The organism is Ensifer sp. ZNC0028, assembly GCF_000799055.1.
GTDB lineage: Bacteria > Pseudomonadota > Alphaproteobacteria > Rhizobiales > Rhizobiaceae > Ensifer.
In genome coordinates this window covers 23,923-44,663 of the sequence record NZ_JTLA01000060.1, presented here as the reverse complement: position 1 = coordinate 44,663, position 20,741 = coordinate 23,923, and the positions used below count along the sequence as shown (strand labels likewise).

Below are 20,741 nucleotides of genomic sequence, written 5' to 3'. Positions count from 1 at the left end.
GTTGCAGCGGTTTTCCGTCCGGAATAACGTGTAACAGAGGGCTGGAACGAAAAAGGCCCGGCAGTCAGCCGGGCCGATCCATGCTTCCGATGCGAACGCGCGTCAGGAAACGAAGAACGTCGACAGGCCCTGGCCGGCGGCAAAGGCCATATAGGCAAGCACGGTGAAATAGACCGTCGTCGCGACGAGGAAGAGATAGCCGCCGGCCACCATCAGCCCGTCGCGCTGGATGATACCGAGCGAGAGAAGCAGGATCGCGATCCCCGGCAGCGTGTTCGACAGCGGGATGAGCCCAAGCGGGAACATCAGCAGCACACCACCGGCCATGATCATCAGGCCGTTGAAGCGGTTCATCAGCGCGCCCTGCGTCAGGAAGCCGAGACGCGGCCGGACATAGCGGTCGAGCTTGGAAACGATATCCGCGCCTTTTTGCAGGGTCGGCACCAGCTTCTCGGTTTCGATCCGGCGATCGAGAATGCGCTGCGGCATCCACGGCAGGCGATTGAGCGTGACCGATACGGAAATCAGGATGATCGCTGCGCCGAAGACCGTGCTGACGCCCGGGATCGATACCGGCAGCAGAAACGGCAGCGTCAACAGGGCGCACAGCAGCAGGAAGCCCTGTTCGCCGATTTCGGTCATCAGCTCGCGCAGCGTTATCGTTTCACCGCGGATCGAGGCAATCATGCCGTTGAGCGTGTCGCTGAGACTGCGTTGCGTGTCGCCGAACTCGATTGCCATTGGAGCTTGCCTCTCTTTTCTTGGATGCCCGTCCTATCAAGAGCGTGTGAAGGATCGGTTATTGTGTGCCCTGATGGCCACGCAGGCCGCTGGAGAAGCGGGATTTGCCGGCAAACCGTGGCGTGAATGGGACGCCTCTTCATCTTCCTGCCGCAATCGCTAGTATGAAGCAACTTCGAGCACCAATGGGGACAACTGATTCCATGATCAAGAAATGCGCCATTCTGGCTGTCGCGGCCATCTATCTTTCGGGATGCACCACCACCGATCCCTATACGGGCGAACAGAAGATGTCGAACACCGCCGGTGGCGCGCTGATCGGCGCAGGCCTCGGCGCGGCAACTGGTCTGCTGGTTGGCGGCAGTGCAGCAGGACGCCGTGACTCGGCCCTCGTCGGCGCCGCGATCGGCGGTCTCGGTGGCGGCCTGATCGGCAACTACATGGACAACCAGGAAGCCGAACTGCGCGCCCAGCTGCAGGGCACCGGCGTATCGGTTACCCGCGCCGGCGACCGCATCATCCTCAACATGCCGTCCAACATCACGTTCGCGACCGACCGCGACCAGGTGATCCCGGCCTTCTACGACACGCTGAACTCGGTGGCGATCGTGCTGCGCAAGTTCAACAAGACGATGATCGATGTCGACGGCCATACGGACGCGACCGGCAGCGCCTCGTACAACCAGGGCCTTTCCGAGCGCCGTGCCGCTTCGGTCGCCAACTATCTCGCTGGCCAGGGCGTCGACCAGCGCCGCATGTCGGCCATGGGCTACGGCAAGGAGCGTCCGATCGCGTCCAACGGCAGCGAAGCCGGCCGCGCGCAGAACCGCCGCGTCGAAATCTCGATCGCGCCGATCAAGGCCTGATCGGTCGAAATCGACGGCTTGTAATGAAAGGGCTGCGCCGAAAGGCGCGGCCCTTTTTCATTTTCGTCGGGCTAGAAGCGGTAGCGCAACAGGCGGCCCATCCGGCGCAGCATCGGCAGGGCGCTGACGACATGCGCCGCTATGCGCGCCAATGGCGACAGGCGCGCGACCTGAGCGGCGTCGTATTCGCTGATCTCGTCGAGCAAGGTCAGGCCGGGCACGTCCCGCTCCAGCGCCCGAGCGTTTTCCAACCCCCAGCGAAGGTCAGCCCCCGTCGCCCGCAGGGACGGGTTCAGTCGCAAAAGCTCGATGCCCAGATGGCTGTAGGCATCGAAGACGATTTCTCCGCCGGCAAGGCAGGAGGTCAGCCGTCGCAAGAGGTCGCGTACCTCCTGTTCGAAAAGATAGGGGAACACGCCCTCGGCGACGACGGTCGCCGGGCGGTCGCCCGGAACAAGGTCGATCCAACCGCGCTCCGTTATCGAGGAGGCGATCGTCGTGCAGCCCGGGCGCTTCGGGAAAAGCTGTTGCCGCAAGGCGATCACATCGGGAAAGTCGACGTCGAACCAGCCGACGGACGCGGGCGGATCGAGCCGCAGCACGCGGGTGTCGAGACCGCAGCCGAGATTGAGCACGATGGCGTCCGGGTGGCGCCCGATAAAGTCGCGCGTCCAGCGGTCGAGCATATGGGCGCGCACCGCGATGCCGATGGTCATGTCATGGCTTGCATCGGGCGGTTTCGGCCTGCCGGCAAGCCGCCGCATCAGATCGGCGGCAAAGTGATCGTTGAGCAGGGAATCCGGGAACGCGCTCTCCGCGGCCTTGGCCTGGAGCGTGACCAACAGGGTCTCCCGTACGCCATGAAGGCCGATCTCCTCGGCTTCCATCCTCTCCTCCCAAGGGCGCCCGCACCCCTCGTACAGCTTGCATTTGCTGGCCTTCCACCCCCGGGGAAAGCCAGCAATGCGCCTATTTAACCACCCGCCGCGCCCGCCAGACGCGTCCGGCTGTCAGCACGGCCAGCGCGGGCATCAGCGCGAACAGCCAGAAGAGCCAGCGCGTCGCCGTCGCCACGCCTTCCGTCGACGGCGTCTCGATGCCGGCGAGATTGGCAGTCAGCCCGGCAAGCGCCGCGCCGAGCGCTGCGGCGAAGAGCTGGACCGTGGTAATCGAGCTCGACGCCTTCTCCGCTTCGCCCTCCGGCGCAAATTCATAGACGGCCGTCACAATGTGCGGCCAGGCAAAGCCCATGCCGAAACCGACCGCCATGATGCCGATGCTGAGCGGCACGGCGATCGTCATGAATTCCGAGCCCGCCATCGGCATGAACAGCGCAATCAATGCCAGGCCGACGAAGCCGAAGGCCGGGCCGGCAAAAATCGTCCGCTTCGCCCTTTCGCCGTGCCAGTGGGCGCTTGTCATCGACCCGGCGGTCCAGCCGATCGACATCAGCGCCGCAATGTAGCCGGCGACCAGCGGCGACAAGCCGTGCAACTCCTGCAAGAGGTACGGCACATAGATTTCCGGCTGCAGGCCGACCATCAGCAGGGTGATCGTAGCATAAAGGGCTGCCAGCGGGGAGGCCGGGGTGAAACTGCCGGAGGGGAGCAGTTTGCCGGTCGCCCGCTTCTCGACGACGAGCAGCGCCAGGAACATAAGGATCGCGGCGCCGACGCAGTATATCTGCCCCGCCGCGGTGGTAAGCGTGCTGGCAATCGAAAGCGCAAGCACGATGGCGACAAGCAGCGCGAGTTGCACCAAGGGAAGCGGCGTGCGCACGCTCTCGCCGGCAGCCTTGCGCGGCAAGGTCGAGAAGGCGAGCGTCGCCAGCAACGCCGTCAGCGGCAAGAGCGACCAGAAGGCGACGCGCCAGGTGGAAAACTCGGCGAACATGCCGCCGATCGCCGGGCCGACAAGCGTCGCCGTGCCCCAGGTGGCCGAAATCAGGCCGATGGCGCGGGTCCACAGTTCCGGCCGGAAGACCTCGCGGATCACGCCATAGGCAAGCGCATAGAGCAGCCCGCCGCCAAAGCCCTGGATCGCGCGGCCGGCAAGCAGCATCGCCATCGAGGGGGCTGCGGCGCAGAGGAGCGTGCCCAGGCCGAAGACGAGCGCACCGATGGCGTAGGCGCCGCCGGCGCCGACGACACCAAGCAGCCGGGCCGACAGGGCCGCGCCGAGGATCGAGGCGGCGACGAAGACGGTCGTGCTCCAGGCGTAATATTCGAGCCCGCCGATCTCGCGCACGATCGACGGCATGATCGTCGTCACGACGTAGATGTTGAGCGCGTGCAGCGCGACGCCACCGCTGAGCACCAGCGAATGCACGGCGTTCCCGCCGGTCAAAAGCGCGCGCCAGCCGGTTTCCTGGTGGGGGGCTGATGTTTTTTCGAGCATGTCAGTACCTCATGCAGCGGTATTGCCGCAAACGTGCGACCGGCCTGGCCGGTGGGGAGGATCACGTTTGCAAGGGCGAATGCCGCCAATATCAGTGGAGCGCAGCCTCGCCGAAATGCGTGAGCTTGTCCGGGTTGCGCATGATGAAGATGTCGTTGACGTTTCCGTCGCCGTCATAGCCGAAGGCGACGGTTGCCGCGATCTCGTTTTTCGCTTCGTCCCGAAGCACGATGCCGCGGCCGCCATTGATGTCGCCGATTTCCCAAACGTAATGCGACCAGTATTCGGTAAGCCGGTCGACGATGAAGGCGAGCACAGTTTCCTTGCCGGCGAGCACGCCGAGCACGGTCGCCACCTTGCCGCCGCCGTCGGCCGTCAGCTTCACATCGGCCGAAAGCAGGGCCGAGAGCCCGGTGACATTGCCGCCGTGGATCGCCGTGTGAAAGGCCGAAAGCAGTTCGTCCTGTCGTTCGCGCGGCGTCTGGTGCCGGGCCTTCTCCAGCCCGATGTTGGTCTTGGCGCGCGACACCAGCTTGCGCGCGGCGGTTTCCTGCATGTCGAGCGTTTCGGCCACTTCGTCATAGGGCTGGCCGAAGATCTCGTGCAGCAGATAGGCGGCGCGCTCCTTCGGCGTCAGCCGTTCGAGCATCAAAAGGAACGCGGTGGTGAGCGAGGAGGTCAGCGCCAGTTTCTCTTCGGCATTGTCGTCGCTCGCCGTATGGATCGGCTCGGGCAGCCATGCGCCGACATAGTCGACGCGCTTGCGGTGCGCCGCTTTCAGGAGGTCGAGGCAGCGGCGGGTGCAGGCCGTCGTCAGCCAGGCCGCCGGCGTGTCGATCGATGCCCGGTCGACCTCCTGCCATTTCAGGAACGTGTCCTGCACCGCATCTTCCGCATCGGCACGCGAGCCGAGAATGCGGTAGGCAAGACCGAGGAGGCGCGGGCGCGCCTCCTCGAAGATCTGCATGTGCTGCCGGTCGTTCATGTCAGTGCCTCGAAATCTGGATGCGGTTCCAAAGGTTGATCATCGCCACCGTCGCGGTGATGACGCTGATCTCCTTTTCGCTGAAATGCTGGCGCAGCTCGGCGCGAAGCGGCGCAAAGTCGGTACGCGGCTCCAGTTCGGTCAGCGCCTCGGTCCAGGCAAGGGCTGCCTTCTCGCGCGGCGTGAAATCACTGACCTGGTCCCAGACGATGATGCGGTCGAGCCGCTCGTTGCTCTCGCCTTCGGCGCGGGATTCCTTGGTGTGCATCTTCACGCAGAAGCCGCAGCGGTTGATCTGCGAGGCGCGCAGCTGCACGAGATTGTGGATCGTGCGGTCGAGCCCGTGCAGGTCCATGGTCTTGTGCACGTCGGCGAGCGCGCCGAGCACATCGGGGATTTCCTGTTCGTAGCGGACGGCTTTGGTATCGGTCATGGTCTCAACTCCATCGTTGTCGTGTTGCTTATGACCAATTGACGATCGACGCCGGACAGCTGTGACGCGGGCTCGATGATTTTTCTCGCAGGACGCGAAGAAAAATGCATGAGCTGATTATTTTGAAGAAGTTTCAATAATTTGAGAGTCGCGATTTCTCGCGGTCATCAGGCTTTCGGTGGATAGCTGTGCTCGCCGCCGCGAAAATCCGTGACCGTGTAACAGCCGCCGCCCTCGGCCGCGATCGAGGCAGCGCTGATCACCGCCTTGCCGTGCCCGCCGGGGATGTCGAGGATGTAGGTGGGCTGGCAGAGGCCGGAGACCCGGCCGCGCAGGGCGGCGACCAGCGCCTGGCCTTCCTCGATCGTCAGGCGGAAATGGCTGGTACCGGGCGCGAGGTCCGGGTGGTGCAGGTAATAGGGCTTGATCCGCGTCTCGACGAAGGCGCGCATCAGTCTGGCAAGCACCTCGGCATCGTCGTTGACGCCCTTCAAGAGCACCGACTGGCTGACCATGACGATGCCGGCATCGATCAGTCGGGCAGAGGCAGCACGCGCCTCGTCCGTCAGCTCGCGCGGGTGGTTGGCATGCAGCGCCACATAGGTCGCCTTGCCGCTTACTTTGAGTGCCGCGATCAGGTCGGCGTCGATGCGCGCCGGCTCGACCACGGGGACGCGCGTGTGGAAACGAACGATTTTCACATGCGGGATCGGCTTCAGCCGTTCCATCAGTTCGCCGAGCCGCCGTGGCGACAGGATCAGCGGATCGCCACCGGTGAGGATCACCTCCCAGATTTCCTTGTGCGCGGCGATATAGGCGATCGCAGCATCGAGTTCGGCCGGCGTCAGCGTGCCGAGACCCTGCGGCCCGACCATCTCGCGGCGGAAGCAAAAACGGCAATAGACCGGGCAGACATGCACGGCCTTCAGAAGCACTCGGTCCGGATAGCGGTGAACGATGCCGGTGACGGGGCTGTGCGGCTTGTCGCCGATCGGGTCCTCGCGTTCTTCGGGCAGCAGCGTCAGTTCGGCCGCGTCGGGCACGAACTGGCGGGCAATCGGGTCATTGGGGTCGTCGGGATCGATGAGGCCGGCAATCGCAGGGCTGATCGCGACGGCATAACGCTCGGCGACAGCGGCAACCGCCGCCTCCTTGGCGCTGTCGATGAGGCCTGTTTCGACCAACTCGCGTGCGGTCTTGATCGGGCGGTGAACGTTCACGCTCGTGTCTCCGCCACGGGCGCCCAAAGCACCTGGTCGATGCGCGACGCCCCGGTTGCGAGCATCACCAGCCGGTCGAAGCCGAGCGCAATGCCGCTTGCTTCGGGCATAATCGCGAGTGCCGCCAGAAAATCCTCGTCGAGCGGATAGGTCTCGCCATAGACCCGGGCCTTTTCGACCATTTCCATCTCGAAGCGCCGGCGCTGCTCGGCCGCGTCGGTCAGCTCGCCGAAGGCATTCGCAAGTTCGACGCCACAGGCATAGAGCTCGAAGCGTTCGGCAACGCGACGGTCGCGCGCGGCGGGGCGGGCGAGCGCGGCCTCCGCCGTCGGGTATTCGTCGAGGATCGTCGCACGGCCGAAGCCGAGATGCGGCTCGACCTTTTCGACGAGCACGCGGCTGAAAAGGTCGGCCCAGGTGTCGTCATGGGCGACCCGAAGACCGGCCGCGGCCATCGCTGCGGCAAGGGTTTCGCGGTCGGTTTCGCCGTTGGCGGCAATCGAGGCCAACAGGTCGATGCCGGCAAAACGCTCGAAGGCGTCCGCCACGCTGAGGCGCTCCGGCGCGGCAAAGGGATCGCAGGCCTGCCCCTGGAAAACGAACTGCTTCGTGCCGGTCGTTTCCGCCGCAAGCGCCAGGATCTCGGCGCAGTCGCGCATCAAGGCCTCATAGCTTTCACCAGTGCGATACCATTCGAGCATGGTGAACTCGGGGTGGTGCAGCGGTCCGCGCTCGCGGTTGCGGTAGACATGGGCGAAGCAGGCGATGCGCTGTTCGCCGGCCGCCAGCAGCTTCTTGCAGGCAAATTCCGGCGAGGTGTGCAGATAGAGCGGATGGCCGGAGCCGTCGTGATTGAGCGCCTCCGTCGTGAAGGCATGCAGATGTGCCTCGTTGCCGGGCGAGACTTGCAGCGTCGCGGTGTCGACCTCGATGAAATCGCGTGTCTCGAAGAACCGGCGCAATGCCGATTGGATCCGGTTGCGGCCGAGAAGAAACGGGCGCCGGTCGGCATGGACATCGGGTGTCCACCAGGGAGAGGCATGCGACATGGTCGGTTCAGTCCAGGCTTTCTTCGCGCAGATGCCGGCTCAGGCTGGCTATTTGCACGAAATTAGGGTAGTGGCGGCGCGAAATCCTTATTTTCGCGTCCTTCAGGGCCAGTGTTTCCGGCCCACGGTGTCGCGCATACCTCTGTTACAAGGAAGACTAATGGTCAAGGTCATCGCTTCATCTGTCCGTAAGGGCAACGTACTCGACGTCGACGGCAAGCTCTATGTCGTGCTTACCGCCCAGAACTTCCACCCGGGCAAGGGCACGCCGGTCACCCAGGTCGACATGCGCCGCATTTCCGACGGCGTGAAGGTCTCCGAACGCTACCGCACGACCGAACAGGTCGAGCGCGCCTTCGTCGAAGACCGCGAGCACACCTTCCTTTACGAAGACGCCGAAGGCTTCCACTTCATGAACCCGGAAAGCTATGACCAGCTGGTCATGAGCACGGACGATATCGGCGACCTCAAGGCCTACTTGCAGGAAGGCATGGCCGTCATTCTTTCGATCCACGAAGGCCTGGCGATCGCCATCGACCTGCCGCGCCACGTGACGCTCGAAATCACCGAGACCGAGCCGGTCGTCAAGGGCCAGACGGCTTCGTCGTCCTACAAGCCGGCGGTTCTGTCGAACGGCGTTCGCACGCTCGTTCCGCCGCACATCCAGGCCGGCACCCGCGTCGTCATCGCGACGGAAGACGGTTCCTACGTCGAGCGCGCCAAGGACTGAGGCATCGACCAGGTCAATTTGGACGGGGACGGCAGCGAAGGTTGCCGTCCCCGTTTTCGTTTCCGGCAGGCTGCGTGAGCAACCAGAAATTTAAGGGGCGCATTTCGAAAAACGGGTGCTAGGATGCGGCGCCGATACGACGTGTCACGAGAGGGCCTGCATGTTCCCATTGTCGCATATGATGAAGTCGTTCATTCGCAAGGGTCGCCTGACGGTGATCGATGCCGATGGCAAGAGGCACGTTTATTCCGGGACGCCCGGGCCGGAAGTGACGATGCGTCTCACCGACAAGAAGCTCTATCGCAGCCTCGTCTTCAATGCGGAACTGGCCGCCGGCGAAGCCTATATGGATGGCACCATGCGCTTCGAGGAGGGCTCCACCCTCCGCGATTTCCTGACGCTGTTTTCGATCAACCGCCTGTCGCTCGGCTCCTACCCGATCCAGAAGTTGCTGCGCGCGGTAAAGATGCGCTTCCGCAAGCGCCAGCAGGCCAACCCCAAGGGCAAGGCGCAGCAGAACGTCGCGCATCACTACGATCTCGGCAACGAGTTCTACAAGCTGTTCCTCGACGAGAACATGCTCTACTCCTGCGCCTACTTCCGCGAGCCGAACGAGACGCTCGAGACGGCGCAGCGCAACAAGCTGAGGTTGCTTGCCTCCAAGCTTTGCCTGGAGCCCGGCATGAAGGTGCTCGATATCGGCTGCGGCTGGGGCGACCTTGCGATGTATCTCGCGCAGCTCGCCGATGTTCAGGTGCTCGGCGTCACGCTTTCCAAGGAGCAGCAGGCGCTTGCCACCGAAAGGGCGCGTAAGGCTGGCCTTTCGGACCGGGTGCGCTTCGAGCTCAAGGACTATCGCGATGTGCAGGGGCCGTTCGACCGCATCGTCTCGGTCGGCATGTTCGAACATGTCGGCGTCCATCACTATGACGAGTTCTTCAAGAAGCTGAACGCGCTGATGCCGGACGACGGCCTGGCGGTGCTGCATTCGATCGGCCACATGAGCCCGCCCGGCATGGCGAGCGCGTGGCTTCGCAAGTACATTTTCCCGGGCGCCTATTCGCCGGCGCTGTCGGAGGTCTTCGAGGTCGTCGAGCGCAACAGCCTCTGGGTTTCCGATCTCGAATTCCTGCGGGTGCACTATGCAACGACGCTAGCCCATTGGGGCGCGCGCTTCGACGCGAACCGCGACAAGGTGATCGCCCTATACGACGAGCGCTTTGCCCGCATGTGGGAGTTCTATCTGATCAGTGCCGAGATGATGTTCCGCACCGGCAGCCAGCTTGTCTTCCACATGCAGCTGTCGCGCTCGCGTGATGCCGCGCCGATCGTTCGCGACTACATCACCGACCGCCAGCGCGATTTCATGGCCCGGGAACAGGCGCTCGCTCTCAACCTTTGAACGGGTGTTCTCCGTCACCGTGCCAGCGTAATCGCTTGTAGTCGAAGCCGAACTCCAGCGTCGGCTTGACGATCGCGAAGAACGGCGAGAGGTCGAAATCCCTGGGCGTGTAGAGCGAATGATGGCGGATATGCAGGATCTCTTCGCGTGAATAGGTCGAGGTCGCGGACGCGCGTCCGGGCGCCCGTGTAACCTCGGGCAGGATCGGATAGCGGATCTGCTCGAAGGCGGCCGCAATCAGCGTCGAGCAGATCGCCCGCGTCGGATCGCCGGAACCGAAGGCCAGCAGCCGCCGCCGCCAGCGCACCGGAACCGGCGGTGTCGGCAGGAAGTAGCGCAGCATGTCCAGAATGTTCTTCAGGTCGTATTTCAACCCGAGCCTCGAGATCATGAAGCCGACGAGGGCCGTGCGATCATCCGGCGTCAGCGCGATCGGCCGGCAGATGCGGGTGTTGAACGAGGCGTATTTCTTCAACGGCACGGCGACGCAGCCCTCGCCGATGTTCACTTCGATCAGCTGCGGCCGCTCGATGACCGGCAATGTCGCCTGATCGAGCGTCAGCGGCATCTGGTCGCCGGCAAAGAAGGCGGCATGCGACCAGGTCGATTGCGTCAGGTACTTGATCGCCGCCGAAACCTTCTGGTTGCCCTCGATCAAGAGAATGTCGCCCGGGCGCAGCGTGCGCGCCAGCGTTTCCTGATCGGATGGCGTGTAGGGTTCGTAGCCGGATGTCTGCGCCTGCAGGCGCGCGGCGAGCCTGGCGCCGAGACGATCCAACACTGTGTCTTTGCTTTCGGAAAGCGGATAGATGGTCCTCATCGAGGCGATCGCTCCGGGGAAGGGAATGAGATTCGCGGGTGGCCGGCATGGTGGCCGAGCCGCGACACTCTGTCGAGAGATTGTCGCATGATTGCATGGCTTTGGCCTTGACGGTGGCATCTCAGATTTCTATTTTAGAATTATTCTAAAGAAGGTTTCCTCCCGATGTTTTCCCGTCTCTTCTCCCGTTCCAAGCGCCCGTTTTTGTCCCTGAGCGAACAGGAAATCCTGGCGCTCGCGATCTCCTCCGAAGAGGACGACGGGCGCATTTATCTCGCCTATGCCGATGCGCTTCGGGCGCAATACCCCCACTCGGCAAAAGTGTTCGAGGAGATGGCGGAGGAGGAAAGTCACCACAGGCAATGGTTGATCGATCTGCACGTCCAGCGTTTCGGCAACCGTATCCCGCTGATCCGGCGCGAGCATGTGCGCGACTTCCCCGAGCGCAAGCCCGACTGGCTGATTGCCGAAATGCCGATCGAAAAGGCGCGCGAGGAAGCCGAAGCGATGGAGGAGGCGGCGCACCGCTTCTATGTCGAGGCCGCCGCCAGAACCCAGGATGCCGCCACCCGCAAACTGCTCGGCGATCTCGCGATCGCCGAAAAATCGCATGAATCGCTCGCCCGTCGGCTTGGCGAACAGCACACGCCCGAAGACGTGCGCGCCGAGGAGGACCAGACCGCGCGCCGCCAGTTCATCCTCACTTACGTTCAGCCCGGTCTCGCTGGCCTGATGGACGGTTCGGTGTCGACGCTGGCCCCGATCTTTGCCGCCGCCTTCGCCACCCAGGACACCTGGCAGACCTTCCTCGTCGGTCTCTCGGCCTCCGTCGGTGCCGGTATTTCCATGGGCTTCACCGAAGCTGCCCATGATGACGGCAAGCTTTCTGGCCGCGGCTCGCCGATCAAGCGCGGCCTGGCGTCCGGTATCATGACCGCGCTTGGCGGTCTCGGTCATGCGCTGCCCTATCTGATCCCGCATTTCTGGACGGCGACCGCGACGGCGGCCGTGATCGTCTTCGTCGAGCTTTGGGCGATCGCGTTCATCCAGAACCGCTACATGGAAACGCCGTTCCTCAGGGCCGCCTTCCAGGTGGTGCTCGGCGGCGGCCTGGTGCTGGCGGCCGGCATCCTGATCGGCAACGCCTGACGGGGGAGCGCAGATACGAAAAAGGGCCGGTTCGACCGGCCCTTTTTTTGAAACTCTTCGTGTTGCCTTGAAGTCAGTTGCCGACCGAGCCGACGAGGACTTCCGCGCCGTTCTGGATGGTGACCCAGCGGCCGCTGTGGTTGGACGCCTGGCGCTTCAGGTAGCGGTAGGGCGTATGGGTCCAGAGCTTGACGCCGTTTTCGAGGTTGTCGAGGATGAAGTCGCCCTGCGCGGTGCGCACGGTCAGAACCGCATGGCCTTCGCCGTCGGGCTTGCGCACCACGGTGATCAACAGGTCGCTTGCCGAGAAGCCCTTGCTCATCAGGCGCTTGCGCTTTTCGAGTACGAAGTCTTCGCAGTCGCCGGCGCCGTCCGGATAGGACCAGACTTCGTCCCGGCCGTGCAGTTCCAGGTCGGTCATCGGCGTGATCTCGCGGTTGACGGTCGCGTTCACCTGCCGGATCGTTGCCCAGCCCCGTTCGGTCACGCGTGCAGCGACGGTTCCCTTGGAGCGTACGTTGCACTCGCTCTTGTACTTCTGGCAGAATTCGTAGTGGCCGATCGGCTGCGAGGTCGCCGAGCCAGTTTGCATCCAGGGAGACGATCCCGCCTGTGCGGGGATTGCCGTGTTTGCTGAAATGAAAAGTGCGCAGAACGCCGCGATACTTCCCTTAACTCCAGTCCAAGACGCCATACAAGTCCCCTGCGGCGCGGTATGCCGGACGCTCTTTGTCCGGACGCATTCGCGCAATCCTGAGTTGAGGGCAGCTTGTTTAGGTTCGTCCCCGGCGCTGCTCTAATCGTTAATAAAGAGTTAATAACGTCGGGACTGCAGAGTCAATCTCCGGAATCGGGGCATCGGAGTTTATGGTTAAAACCGGAACTGGACGCACGCGAACCGTTGCGCCGCAGGGGATCTGCGGCGCAGGAGCGGTTTTGTCCTTGGGTTCCGGTCGAAAGGAAGGGATATTCCGGCGACGGCTCAGGCGAGCATCGTGCCGATTGCCTGTTTCATTTTAGCAATGTCTTCTTCGCGCGAGAGGCGATGATCGCCATCGCGAATGAGCGTCATCACGACGTCGTCGGCGGGCAGGTGCTCCATCAGCCGCAGGGCGTGGGTATAGGGCACGTCGGGGTCGCGCATGCCCTGCAGGATGTGCACCGGGCAGCCGGTCGAGATCGTGCCGTCGAGCACCCGGTTCTTTCGCCCGTCTTCGATCAGCGCGCGGGTAAAGATGTTCGGTTCGGGGCTATATTCGGAAGGCTCTTCGAAATAGCCGCGTTCGGAGAGCGAGGCCCGCTCCGCATCCGTCAGGTTGGGTTCGATCAGTTCGGCGGTAAAGTCGGGTGCCGGCGCGATCAGCACGAGGCCGGCGACCCGGTTTCCGTCGCCCCGACGCCGGAGTTCCTGGATGACCCGCAAGGCAATCCAGCAGCCCATCGACGAGCCGATCAGCACCACGCGTCCGGGTGTGGCCTGGTCGATGACGGCGAGGCTTTCTTCGAGCCACCGCGAGATCGTGCCGTCGGCGAAGGCACCGCCGGAGGCGCCATGGCCGGAATAATCGAAGCGCACGCAGTCAGCGCCTCGCTCCATCGCATAGCGCTCGACCTCGGCCGCCTTGGTGCCGGTCATGTCCGAACGGTAGCCGCCGAGCCAGACCAGCGTCGGCTGCCCGTCCGTCGGCTTGTCGGCATGCCGCACGCGCATTGCGATCCTGCGTCCGGCCTCCGCTGCGCCGACCTCGATGAAGCTGATTTCCGTCTCGGCTGGCGTGTTCTGCATGCAAATTCTCTCCAAAGGCCGGTTTCGTTGGCGATTTTCCTTCTAAAACAGATTCGTCTTGCTATCGACAGGTGGTGATTTTCCTTGCAAGCCGTGCTATTGACTCTCCCGTCGCAATTCACACATAGCCGTCGGTGACAGATTCAGGCGCTTCGTTTGGGATCGCGCCGGCGAACGAATTAAACAACATTTTTCGAAATAGCTCGAGGAGAGTACGACCATTCGCAGACCGTTCAAAGCGGACGCCCCCGTCAAGGAGGGGCCGCGCTCAAACAAGGAAATCCGGGTGCCCCGGGTTCAGCTTATCGACGCCGAAGGCCAGAACATCGGCGCCGTTCCGATCGATCAGGCGCTCCGCATGGCGGAGGAAGCCGGTCTTGATCTGGTAGAAATCGCACCGAACTCCGAACCGCCGGTGTGCAAGATCCTGGATCTGGGCAAGCTGAAATACGCCAACCAGAAGAAGGCGGCTGAAGCGCGCAAGAAGCAGAAGATCGTCGAAATCAAAGAAATCAAGATGCGCCCGAACATCGACACGCATGACTATGACGTGAAGATGAAGGCAATGAACCGGTTCTTCGAGGACGGCGACAAGGTCAAGGTCACGCTGAAGTTCCGCGGCCGCGAAATGGCGCACCAGGAACTGGGCATGAAGCTTCTGCTGCAGGTCAAGGACGACACCCAGGCGATCGCCAAGGTGGAAGCCGAGCCGAAGCTCGAAGGCCGTCAGATGATGATGGTTCTCGCGCCGCGCTAAGCGCTGCCGCCCATCCGTCGAAATGACGAAAGCCGCCTCCGGGCGGCTTTTTTCGTTGCGCGATCCTTCCGGCTTTGCTGACAGAATGCTGACAGTCGCCCTCAGCGAGCTGTCAGGCATCCCGTGCCATTCTCTCCGCATCAAATCGGGAGAAGGAGCCGAGATCATGAATTCAGTGCTGCGAAAGGCCTTGCTCGTTTCTACGGTCGGTATCTGCGGCCTCGTATCGGCGCCGATCGGCGCCTCGCTCGTTGCCACTGGTCCGTCGCATCCTTTCTCGACCATGGCGTTCGCCGACGATGACGACAACGATAACGACGACCGCGGTGGTGGCGATGACGACCGCGACGACGATCGGGGCCATGATCGCGACGACGACGATGACGATGATCGCGGTCCCGGTCATCGTGACGATGACGATGATGACGACCGCTTTGACGACATTGACGACGACTTCGACGATGCCCGGGATGATCATGAGATTGAGCTACGGGTGACCGATGAAAATCTCCGCGGCCTGCGCAATGGCTCGCTGGTTGCCGTCGACAATCTCGGCCGGGTGCTCGAGGTCGAGGTGGAATACGAACGCGGCGTTCGCGTCGTGACGGTCGAGCCGCACGACAGCGATATCCGCCGCAATCCGGGACCGATCGGCAGCGTCTCCATCCGTCCGGCATTCTGATCCGGTCACGATTTGCCCGGCGCATTAGCCCCACACCATGCGCCGGAGCAATGGTCGGCCGTCACCAGCCCGCCCGGCGGTCCGACCCGGCAAGCGCATGCCCCCTGTGCCCGAGACGGCATTGGGGGCATGCGCGTCGCTGGCGTTCTCGCCAAGGCTGGCATAGGCTCGCCCCGAACGATGTCCGCGGCGTCGCGGTAGAGAAACCACTTGGCGGGCGCATCCGCCAACGCATTTGGAAGGAACCGAAGCTGAGGAGCAGTTGCGACAGGATGAAGCCATGGCGATGACACGACGAGACCTGATCGCGCTCTTCTGCTGCTCGCTCCTGCTTTCGCTCGCGCCGCAGCCTGGCGGCATCGCGGCCCTGGCCAAGGATGACGACGATGATGATGACGGCGGCTCGCATGGCGGCGGCGGTCACGGCAACGACGATGATGGCGATGATGATGACGACGACGAAGACGATGATGACGACGAAGACCTCGGGGCGGATGGCGCCGGCGGTGCCCGGCGGAGCGATCAGGAGCGGGCGCGCGACGGCGTCGAAAAGGGCGACATCCTGCCGCTGAAGGAGGTTCTTCGCCTGGTCGACGAAGACAGATACGGCCGGGTCATCGCGGTCGATCTCAAGCGATCCGGCGGCAGCGAGATCTACCGGCTCCGCACCCGCGACCGGCAGGGCACGATCCGCAACCTGCGCATCAATGCTCGAACCGGCAAGTTCGTGAACATTTTCGGGTTCTAGAGGAGCGTCATGCGGATTCTTCTGGCGGAGGACGATCCCAATATTGCAGCCCATGTGGCAAGCCGGCTGGAGGCCGAAGGTTATGGCGTCGATACGCTTTCCCATGGCCCGGATGTCTGGGAGCAGGGAGAGAGCGGCAACTACGCCCTGGTCATCCTCGATCTCGGCCTGCCGGGCATGGACGGGCTGTCGATCCTGAAGCGCTGGCGGCAGGCGGGGCTGGAGACGCCGGTTCTGGTGCTGACGGCGCGCGGCTCCTGGATGGAGCGCGTCGACGGTTTCGATGCCGGGGCGGACGATTATCTGCCGAAACCCTTCCGCGCCGAGGAGCTCCTGGCGCGGCTGCGCGCGCTCCTTCGGCGCGCCGGTCCGCGTGTGACATCGGTGCGTGCTGCCGGGCGCTTTACCCTCGACGAGGCAGGGCGCCGGGTGACCTTCGACGGGCAGCCGCTCGACCTCAGCCCGCTCGAATACCGCATGCTCGCCCTGTTCGTGGAGCGCAAGGGCCAGGTTGTCACGCCGCTCGAGCTGGCAAGCCACGTGCAGGGCCGCGACGACGATGCCGCCAAGAATGCGGTGGAAGCGATGATTGCCCGCCTGCGCAAGAAGACAGAGAGCGGCGCGATCGAAACGCGGCGCGGGTTTGGCTATGTGCTGCCGGATGTTGGCGCATGATCCGCTCGTTGCGGCTGAGGCTGGCAATCGGCGCATCAGTCGCCATCTGCCTGGTTCTGCTGGTGGTCTGGCTGTCTTTAAGCCGGCTTTTCACCGATTATGTTGCCGGACGCTACCGCGCCGAAATGGCAACGCTCGTCGATACCGTTGCCGCCCAGGTGCGGGTGCGCAACGGTGAATTGGTGCTGCCGCGCGCGCCGGCCGATCCACGCCTGAGCCTGCCGGCCGGCGGCCGCTACTGGCAGCTCGACCGCGACGGCGGCACGCCGCTGCGTTCACGCTCCCTCTGGGACACGGTGATCGATGCCGATCGCCCGTCGGCGCCGCACCACCTGGGCTTCCTCGAAGCGGAGGGGCCCGACGGTGCGCCGATCCTCGTCTACCGCCAGGCCCTGACGCTCGGCGAGGGTGCGGATGCCAAGCGGTTCGCCGTCGCCGCCGGTTTTGCGCGCGGCGAACTCGATGATGCGCTTTCCGCTTTTCACGGTCGCATACGGCTAATGTTGCTGGCGACGGCGGCCGTGCTTGCCGGCGCCGCATTTCTACAGGGTGCGCTCGGCCTTCTGCCGCTGGCGCGGCTGCGGGAGCGGGCCGCTCGCGTCCGCTCCGGCGAGGAGAAGGACTTTGGTCTGGCCGGCCCGAGCGAAGTGCAGCCGCTCGTCAGCGAAATCAATCTTCTGCTTGCGGAGCGCGCGACGGCGTTGGCGCAGGCTCGGGCGCGCGCCAGCGATCTTGCCCACGGGCTGAAGACGCCGCTGACCGTGCTGGCTCAACTTGCCGAAGGCCTGCCGAAACAGCAGCGCGACATCGCCCTCGAACAGGTCGACCTCGTGCGCCAGCGCGCCGACCGCCAGCTTCAGGCGGCCCGCATGGGCGTCGAGCGCATGGCAACGACCTCGATCGCCGACCTCGGCAACAAGCTGGTCAGCGTCTTGCGTCCCGTGACCGCCGAGCGCGACGTTGCCTGGGAGGTCGACATCGATCCGTCGATTTCGATCGACGTCGATCCGGCCGACCTTGCCGAGTGTCTCGGCAACCTGCTCGACAATGCCGCCAAATGGGCGCGGGCGCGCATCCGGCTTTCGGCGGGGATGATCGACGGGCGCGTTCGGATCGCCGTCGGTGACGATGGGCCGGGCATTGCGAAGGGCGATCGCGCGCAGGCGATGCGCCGCGGGAGCCACAGTGCCAATGCAGCACCGGGCCACGCTTCCGGCAATGGCCTCGGACTGGCGATCAGCGCCGATATAGCGAAGGCCTATGGCGCGGCCATGTCGCTCGGGCAATCGGCGTTGGGTGGTCTTGAGGTCGCGCTGATCTTCGACGTCGCCGGCGGCAGCCGCCGCCCGCGTGATCCGGCCTGAGGCGCAATGCGCCGTCGCAAATTGGCGGAATGTGCCGGCGCTGAAGGCATCGGATCGCCGCTTGCAGCCCGCGTCTTCGATTCCCCAGTTGCGCTTTTCGGGATGTGCGGTTATAAGCCCCCGTCCGAACGGTCCGGCAGGGCATGCCGTGGCCGTTCTTAACGCTGGAAATGGACCTCGTCTGTCCGTTTCGATTCTTAAGAACAATGGAGTAGCAAAATGCCCAAGATGAAGACGAAATCGTCTGCCAAGAAGCGGTTCAAGATCACCGCCACCGGCAAGGTTCGTGCTGCAGCTGCTGGCAAGCGCCACGGCATGATCAAGCGTACCAATAAGTTCATCCGCGACGCGCGTGGAACGATGATCCTCGCTGAGCCCGATGGCAAGAAGGTCGTCAAGAACTACCTGCCGAACGGTCTCTAAGACTTTCAGGCATATTGGACACGTTAAGGAGATCATGACATGGCACGTGTAAAACGCGGCGTAACCGCCCACGCCAAGCACAAGAAGACGCTGAAGGCAGCCAAGGGCTTCTACGGCCGTCGCAAGAACACCATCCGCGCCGCCAAGGCAGCGGTTGACCGTTCGAAGCAGTACGCTTACCGCGACCGCAAGGTTAACAAGCGCAACTTCCGCGCTCTCTGGATCCAGCGTATCAACGCTGCCGTCCGCGAATTCGGCCTGACCTACGGCCGCTTCATCGACGGCCTGAACAAGGCTGGCATCGAAGTCGACCGCAAGGTTCTGTCCGACATGGCTATCCATGAGCCGGCAGCATTCGGCGCCCTCGTCGAAGCTTCCAAGAAGGCGCTCGCCTACCTCAAGGAAGCCGGTACGGAAAACGAATTTGAAAGCGCTGTTCGTTAAGCCAGCGTTTTCCCAAAATCGTTTTTGAAATTAGTTGGGAAACCCGCGCTGGCAGGGCTGGCGCGGGTTTTTCTTGTTTTACGGGACGAAAGTGTACCACGATCGAAGGGGACCATGCGCGGTCCCGGAGCTTGATGACGACGATATGACGTCTCTGCTGGCAGCGCTTGCAGCCGGCCGGGAGCGCGTTGAGCGCTGCGAGCTCAAGGATCGTATGGTCTGGATCAAGCGCTACTGCCGCCAGGGCCCCCGTCTTTGGCTGCGCACGCAAGCCTTCATCGCCCGGATCTGTGGCCTTCCCGTGCTGCTGCCTTCCCCGCTTCTCGACATCGAGGGCATGATCGAGCGCGAAGTTCGCCAGATCGCGACCTTCTCCGAGGCCGGTTTCATGACGCCCGAGGTCATCTATCGCGGACCGAAGGTGCTGGTTCTCTCCCATCTCGGCCTGCCGGTCAGCAAGCATATGGGGCCGCTGCGCGACAGTGACGCCGACGCCCACGATCAGCTGCTGGTGCGCTGTGCTGCGGAACTCGGGCGCCTGCACCGCGCCGGCCTTTGCCACGGACGCCCGCATCCGCGCGATTTCATCATCGACAACGGCGAATTCGGCTTCCTCGATTTCGAGGAGGTGCCTGCGAGCGTCATGCCGCTGGCGACCGCCCAGGCGCGCGACCTCTGGCTCCTGTTTTTGCAGGTAGCGAGCCGGGCCGTTTTGCCGGAGACCCCGGCTGTGGCCTTTGCCGCCTGGAAGTCCGCCGCTCCGGCGGAAGCCAGCAGGGCGCTCACCGAAATCATGCCGCTCTTCATCCGCTTGCTGCCGCTGGCGCGCTTCCTCCTGCGCTTCCGCAAGGGCAACGATATCATCCGTTTCATCGCTGCGACGGACTATCTGGCGGGTGCGACGCAATCACATTCTTGAAGACAAGAACCGATATAGAACCGAACCCATTCCCGCATCGAGGCAGGACAGAATGAGCGAACTGGAAACACTGGAACGGACACTCCTGGCGGACATCGACGCCGCCGGCGACGAAGGATCGATCGAGGCGGTGCGCGTCAACGCACTCGGCAAGAAGGGCTCGATCTCCGAGCTGCTGAAGACGCTCGGCACCATGACGCCCGAGGAGCGCCAGACCCGCGGCGCGCAGATCAACGCGCTGAAGAACACGGTCGCCGAAGCGATCGCCGCTCGCAAGTCGGCGCTCAAGGACCAGGCGATCGCCGAGCGCCTGGCGCGCGAGACCGTCGACATCAGCCTGCCGGTGCGCTCGTCGCCGGCCGAGCGTGGCCGCATTCACCCGATCAGCCAGATCGTCGACGAGATCACCGCGATCTTCGGCGACATGGGCTTCTCGATCGCCGAAGGGCCGGACATCGAAACCGACTACTACAACTTCACGGCGCTGAATTTCCCCGAGGGCCATCCGGCTCGCGAGATGCACGACACCTTCTTCTTCAATCCGGATGAAAACGGTGAGCGCAAGGTGCTGCGCACGCACACCTCGCCGGTGCAGATCCGCACCATGGAAGCGCAGAAGCCGCCGATCCGCATCATCATTCCCGGCAAGACCTACCGGCAGGATTCCGACGCGACCCATTCGCCGATGTTCCATCAGGTCGAAGGCCTGGTGATCGACAAGGCGGCGAATGTCGCCAACATGCGCTGGGTGCTGGAAGAATTCTGCAAGGCCTTCTTCGAGGTCGACCAGGTGACGATGCGCTTCCGCCCGTCGTTCTTCCCCTTCACCGAGCCGTCTTTCGAGGTCGATATCCAGTGCGACCGCTCCGGCCCGATCGTCAAGTTCGGCGAAGGCACCGACTGGATGGAGATCCTCGGCTGCGGCATGGTGCACCCGAACGTGCTGCGCTCCGGCGGGCTCGACCCGGACGAGTACCAGGGTTTCGCTTGGGGCATGGGCCTCGATCGCATCGCGATGCTGAAATACGGCATGCCGGACCTGCGTGACTTTTTCAACGCCGACGTCCGCTGGATGACCCACTATGGCTTCCGCCCGCTGGACATGCCGACGCTGTTCGGCGGTCTCTCGGCCTGATCGCGCGCAGTTGACC

General features: G+C 63.6%; 24 protein-coding genes. 13 read left to right on the top strand and 11 right to left on the bottom strand.

Going from position 1 to position 20,741, the window contains the following annotated elements:
- Positions 1-102 precede the first annotated feature (102 nt).
- Positions 103-741, bottom strand: a complete 639-nt coding sequence (locus L981_RS14450) for an exopolysaccharide biosynthesis protein (protein ID WP_043617157.1) — start codon at positions 739-741, stop codon at positions 103-105.
- A 203-nt stretch (positions 742-944) separates the two neighbouring features.
- On the opposite strand from L981_RS14450, the gene L981_RS14445 reads away from it, so the two are divergent.
- The gene (locus L981_RS14445) at positions 945-1,607 is read left to right on the top strand and encodes an OmpA family protein (protein WP_029742421.1); all 663 of its coding nucleotides are present in this window, start codon (positions 945-947) and stop codon (positions 1,605-1,607) included.
- Between the two features lie 71 nt (positions 1,608-1,678).
- On the opposite strand, the gene L981_RS14440 is transcribed toward L981_RS14445, so the two are convergent.
- The 6 genes from L981_RS14440 to epmA all read right to left on the bottom strand — a co-directional run bounded on the left by L981_RS14440 (position 1,679) and on the right by epmA (position 7,691).
- Positions 1,679-2,494 carry a class I SAM-dependent methyltransferase gene (locus L981_RS14440; RefSeq protein ID WP_043617154.1) on the bottom strand — a complete coding sequence of 272 codons (816 nt, stop codon included), beginning with the start codon at positions 2,492-2,494 and terminating at the stop codon, positions 1,679-1,681.
- An 82-nt stretch (positions 2,495-2,576) separates the two neighbouring features.
- Positions 2,577-4,004 (bottom strand): MFS transporter, encoded by a 1,428-nt coding sequence (locus L981_RS14435; RefSeq protein ID WP_082006021.1) that lies wholly within the window; start codon positions 4,002-4,004, stop codon positions 2,577-2,579.
- 91 nt (positions 4,005-4,095) lie between these two features.
- Positions 4,096-4,989: an RNA polymerase sigma factor SigJ gene (sigJ, locus tag L981_RS14430; RefSeq protein ID WP_043617145.1), complete on the bottom strand. Its 894-nt coding sequence runs from the start codon at positions 4,987-4,989 to the stop codon at positions 4,096-4,098.
- Position 4,990: 1 nt separating this feature from the next.
- Complete coding sequence (locus tag L981_RS14425) at positions 4,991-5,422, bottom strand: carboxymuconolactone decarboxylase family protein (protein WP_043617143.1); 432 nt, start codon at positions 5,420-5,422, stop codon at positions 4,991-4,993.
- A gap of 167 nt (positions 5,423-5,589) precedes the next feature.
- A complete protein-coding gene (locus tag L981_RS14420; RefSeq protein ID WP_043617141.1) occupies positions 5,590-6,642 on the bottom strand; it encodes a lysine-2,3-aminomutase-like protein in 1,053 nt (350 codons plus the stop codon).
- Positions 6,639-7,691 (bottom strand): EF-P lysine aminoacylase EpmA, encoded by a 1,053-nt coding sequence (epmA, locus tag L981_RS14415; protein ID WP_043617133.1) that lies wholly within the window; start codon positions 7,689-7,691, stop codon positions 6,639-6,641. Before epmA ends, L981_RS14420 begins: the two co-directional genes overlap by 4 nt.
- Before the next feature lie 160 nt (positions 7,692-7,851).
- On the opposite strand from epmA, the gene efp reads away from it, so the two are divergent.
- Positions 7,852-8,421: an elongation factor P gene (gene efp / locus L981_RS14410; RefSeq protein WP_043617128.1), complete on the top strand. Its 570-nt coding sequence runs from the start codon at positions 7,852-7,854 to the stop codon at positions 8,419-8,421.
- A 160-nt stretch (positions 8,422-8,581) separates the two neighbouring features.
- Positions 8,582-9,823: a cyclopropane-fatty-acyl-phospholipid synthase family protein gene (locus L981_RS14405; RefSeq protein ID WP_043617125.1), complete on the top strand. Its 1,242-nt coding sequence runs from the start codon at positions 8,582-8,584 to the stop codon at positions 9,821-9,823.
- On the opposite strand, the gene L981_RS14400 is transcribed toward L981_RS14405, so the two are convergent.
- Positions 9,813-10,643, bottom strand: a complete 831-nt coding sequence (locus L981_RS14400) for a lipo-like protein (RefSeq protein ID WP_043617121.1) — start codon at positions 10,641-10,643, stop codon at positions 9,813-9,815. The genes L981_RS14405 and L981_RS14400 overlap by 11 nt on opposite strands.
- A gap of 165 nt (positions 10,644-10,808) precedes the next feature.
- On the opposite strand from L981_RS14400, the gene mbfA reads away from it, so the two are divergent.
- A complete protein-coding gene (mbfA, locus tag L981_RS14395; RefSeq protein ID WP_043617119.1) occupies positions 10,809-11,792 on the top strand; it encodes an iron exporter MbfA in 984 nt (327 codons plus the stop codon).
- A 73-nt stretch (positions 11,793-11,865) separates the two neighbouring features.
- Here the strand turns inward: mbfA and L981_RS14390 are convergent, their stop codons facing one another.
- Both L981_RS14390 and L981_RS14385 read right to left on the bottom strand, forming a co-directional pair.
- Positions 11,866-12,486, bottom strand: a complete 621-nt coding sequence (locus tag L981_RS14390) for a transglutaminase-like cysteine peptidase (protein ID WP_043617116.1) — start codon at positions 12,484-12,486, stop codon at positions 11,866-11,868.
- A gap of 288 nt (positions 12,487-12,774) precedes the next feature.
- Positions 12,775-13,578: a carboxylesterase gene (locus L981_RS14385; protein ID WP_043617113.1), complete on the bottom strand. Its 804-nt coding sequence runs from the start codon at positions 13,576-13,578 to the stop codon at positions 12,775-12,777.
- A 220-nt stretch (positions 13,579-13,798) separates the two neighbouring features.
- Here L981_RS14385 and infC point away from each other — a divergent pair, with 220 nt between their 5' ends.
- The gene (infC, locus tag L981_RS14380; protein ID WP_043617110.1) at positions 13,799-14,335 is read left to right on the top strand and encodes a translation initiation factor IF-3; all 537 of its coding nucleotides are present in this window, start codon (positions 13,799-13,801) and stop codon (positions 14,333-14,335) included.
- Between the two features lie 172 nt (positions 14,336-14,507).
- Here the strand turns inward: infC and L981_RS35390 are convergent, their stop codons facing one another.
- Entirely contained in the window at positions 14,508-14,813 is a 306-nt protein-coding gene (locus tag L981_RS35390) for a hypothetical protein (RefSeq protein ID WP_043617108.1), read from the bottom strand.
- Between the two features lie 15 nt (positions 14,814-14,828).
- Here L981_RS35390 and L981_RS35385 point away from each other — a divergent pair, with 15 nt between their 5' ends.
- The 8 genes from L981_RS35385 (at position 14,829) to pheS (ending at position 20,725) form a co-directional block, all read left to right on the top strand.
- The gene (locus L981_RS35385) at positions 14,829-15,017 is read left to right on the top strand and encodes a hypothetical protein (RefSeq protein ID WP_043617105.1); all 189 of its coding nucleotides are present in this window, start codon (positions 14,829-14,831) and stop codon (positions 15,015-15,017) included.
- Positions 15,018-15,297: 280 nt separating this feature from the next.
- The gene (locus tag L981_RS33295) at positions 15,298-15,765 is read left to right on the top strand and encodes a PepSY domain-containing protein (protein WP_052201799.1); all 468 of its coding nucleotides are present in this window, start codon (positions 15,298-15,300) and stop codon (positions 15,763-15,765) included.
- Positions 15,766-15,774: 9 nt separating this feature from the next.
- Entirely contained in the window at positions 15,775-16,440 is a 666-nt protein-coding gene (locus tag L981_RS14360; RefSeq protein ID WP_043617101.1) for a response regulator transcription factor, read from the top strand.
- Positions 16,437-17,804 (top strand): sensor histidine kinase, encoded by a 1,368-nt coding sequence (locus tag L981_RS14355; protein WP_043617098.1) that lies wholly within the window; start codon positions 16,437-16,439, stop codon positions 17,802-17,804. Before L981_RS14360 ends, L981_RS14355 begins: the two co-directional genes overlap by 4 nt.
- Positions 17,805-18,023: 219 nt before the next feature.
- Complete coding sequence (rpmI, locus tag L981_RS14350; RefSeq protein ID WP_043617095.1) at positions 18,024-18,227, top strand: 50S ribosomal protein L35; 204 nt, start codon at positions 18,024-18,026, stop codon at positions 18,225-18,227.
- A 39-nt stretch (positions 18,228-18,266) separates the two neighbouring features.
- Positions 18,267-18,671, top strand: a complete 405-nt coding sequence (gene rplT / locus L981_RS14345) for a 50S ribosomal protein L20 (protein WP_043617092.1) — start codon at positions 18,267-18,269, stop codon at positions 18,669-18,671.
- Between the two features lie 145 nt (positions 18,672-18,816).
- Positions 18,817-19,590, top strand: a complete 774-nt coding sequence (locus L981_RS14340; protein ID WP_052201798.1) for a hypothetical protein — start codon at positions 18,817-18,819, stop codon at positions 19,588-19,590.
- A gap of 52 nt (positions 19,591-19,642) precedes the next feature.
- Positions 19,643-20,725 (top strand): phenylalanine--tRNA ligase subunit alpha, encoded by a 1,083-nt coding sequence (gene pheS / locus L981_RS14335; RefSeq protein WP_043617089.1) that lies wholly within the window; start codon positions 19,643-19,645, stop codon positions 20,723-20,725.
- Positions 20,726-20,741 lie beyond the last annotated feature (16 nt).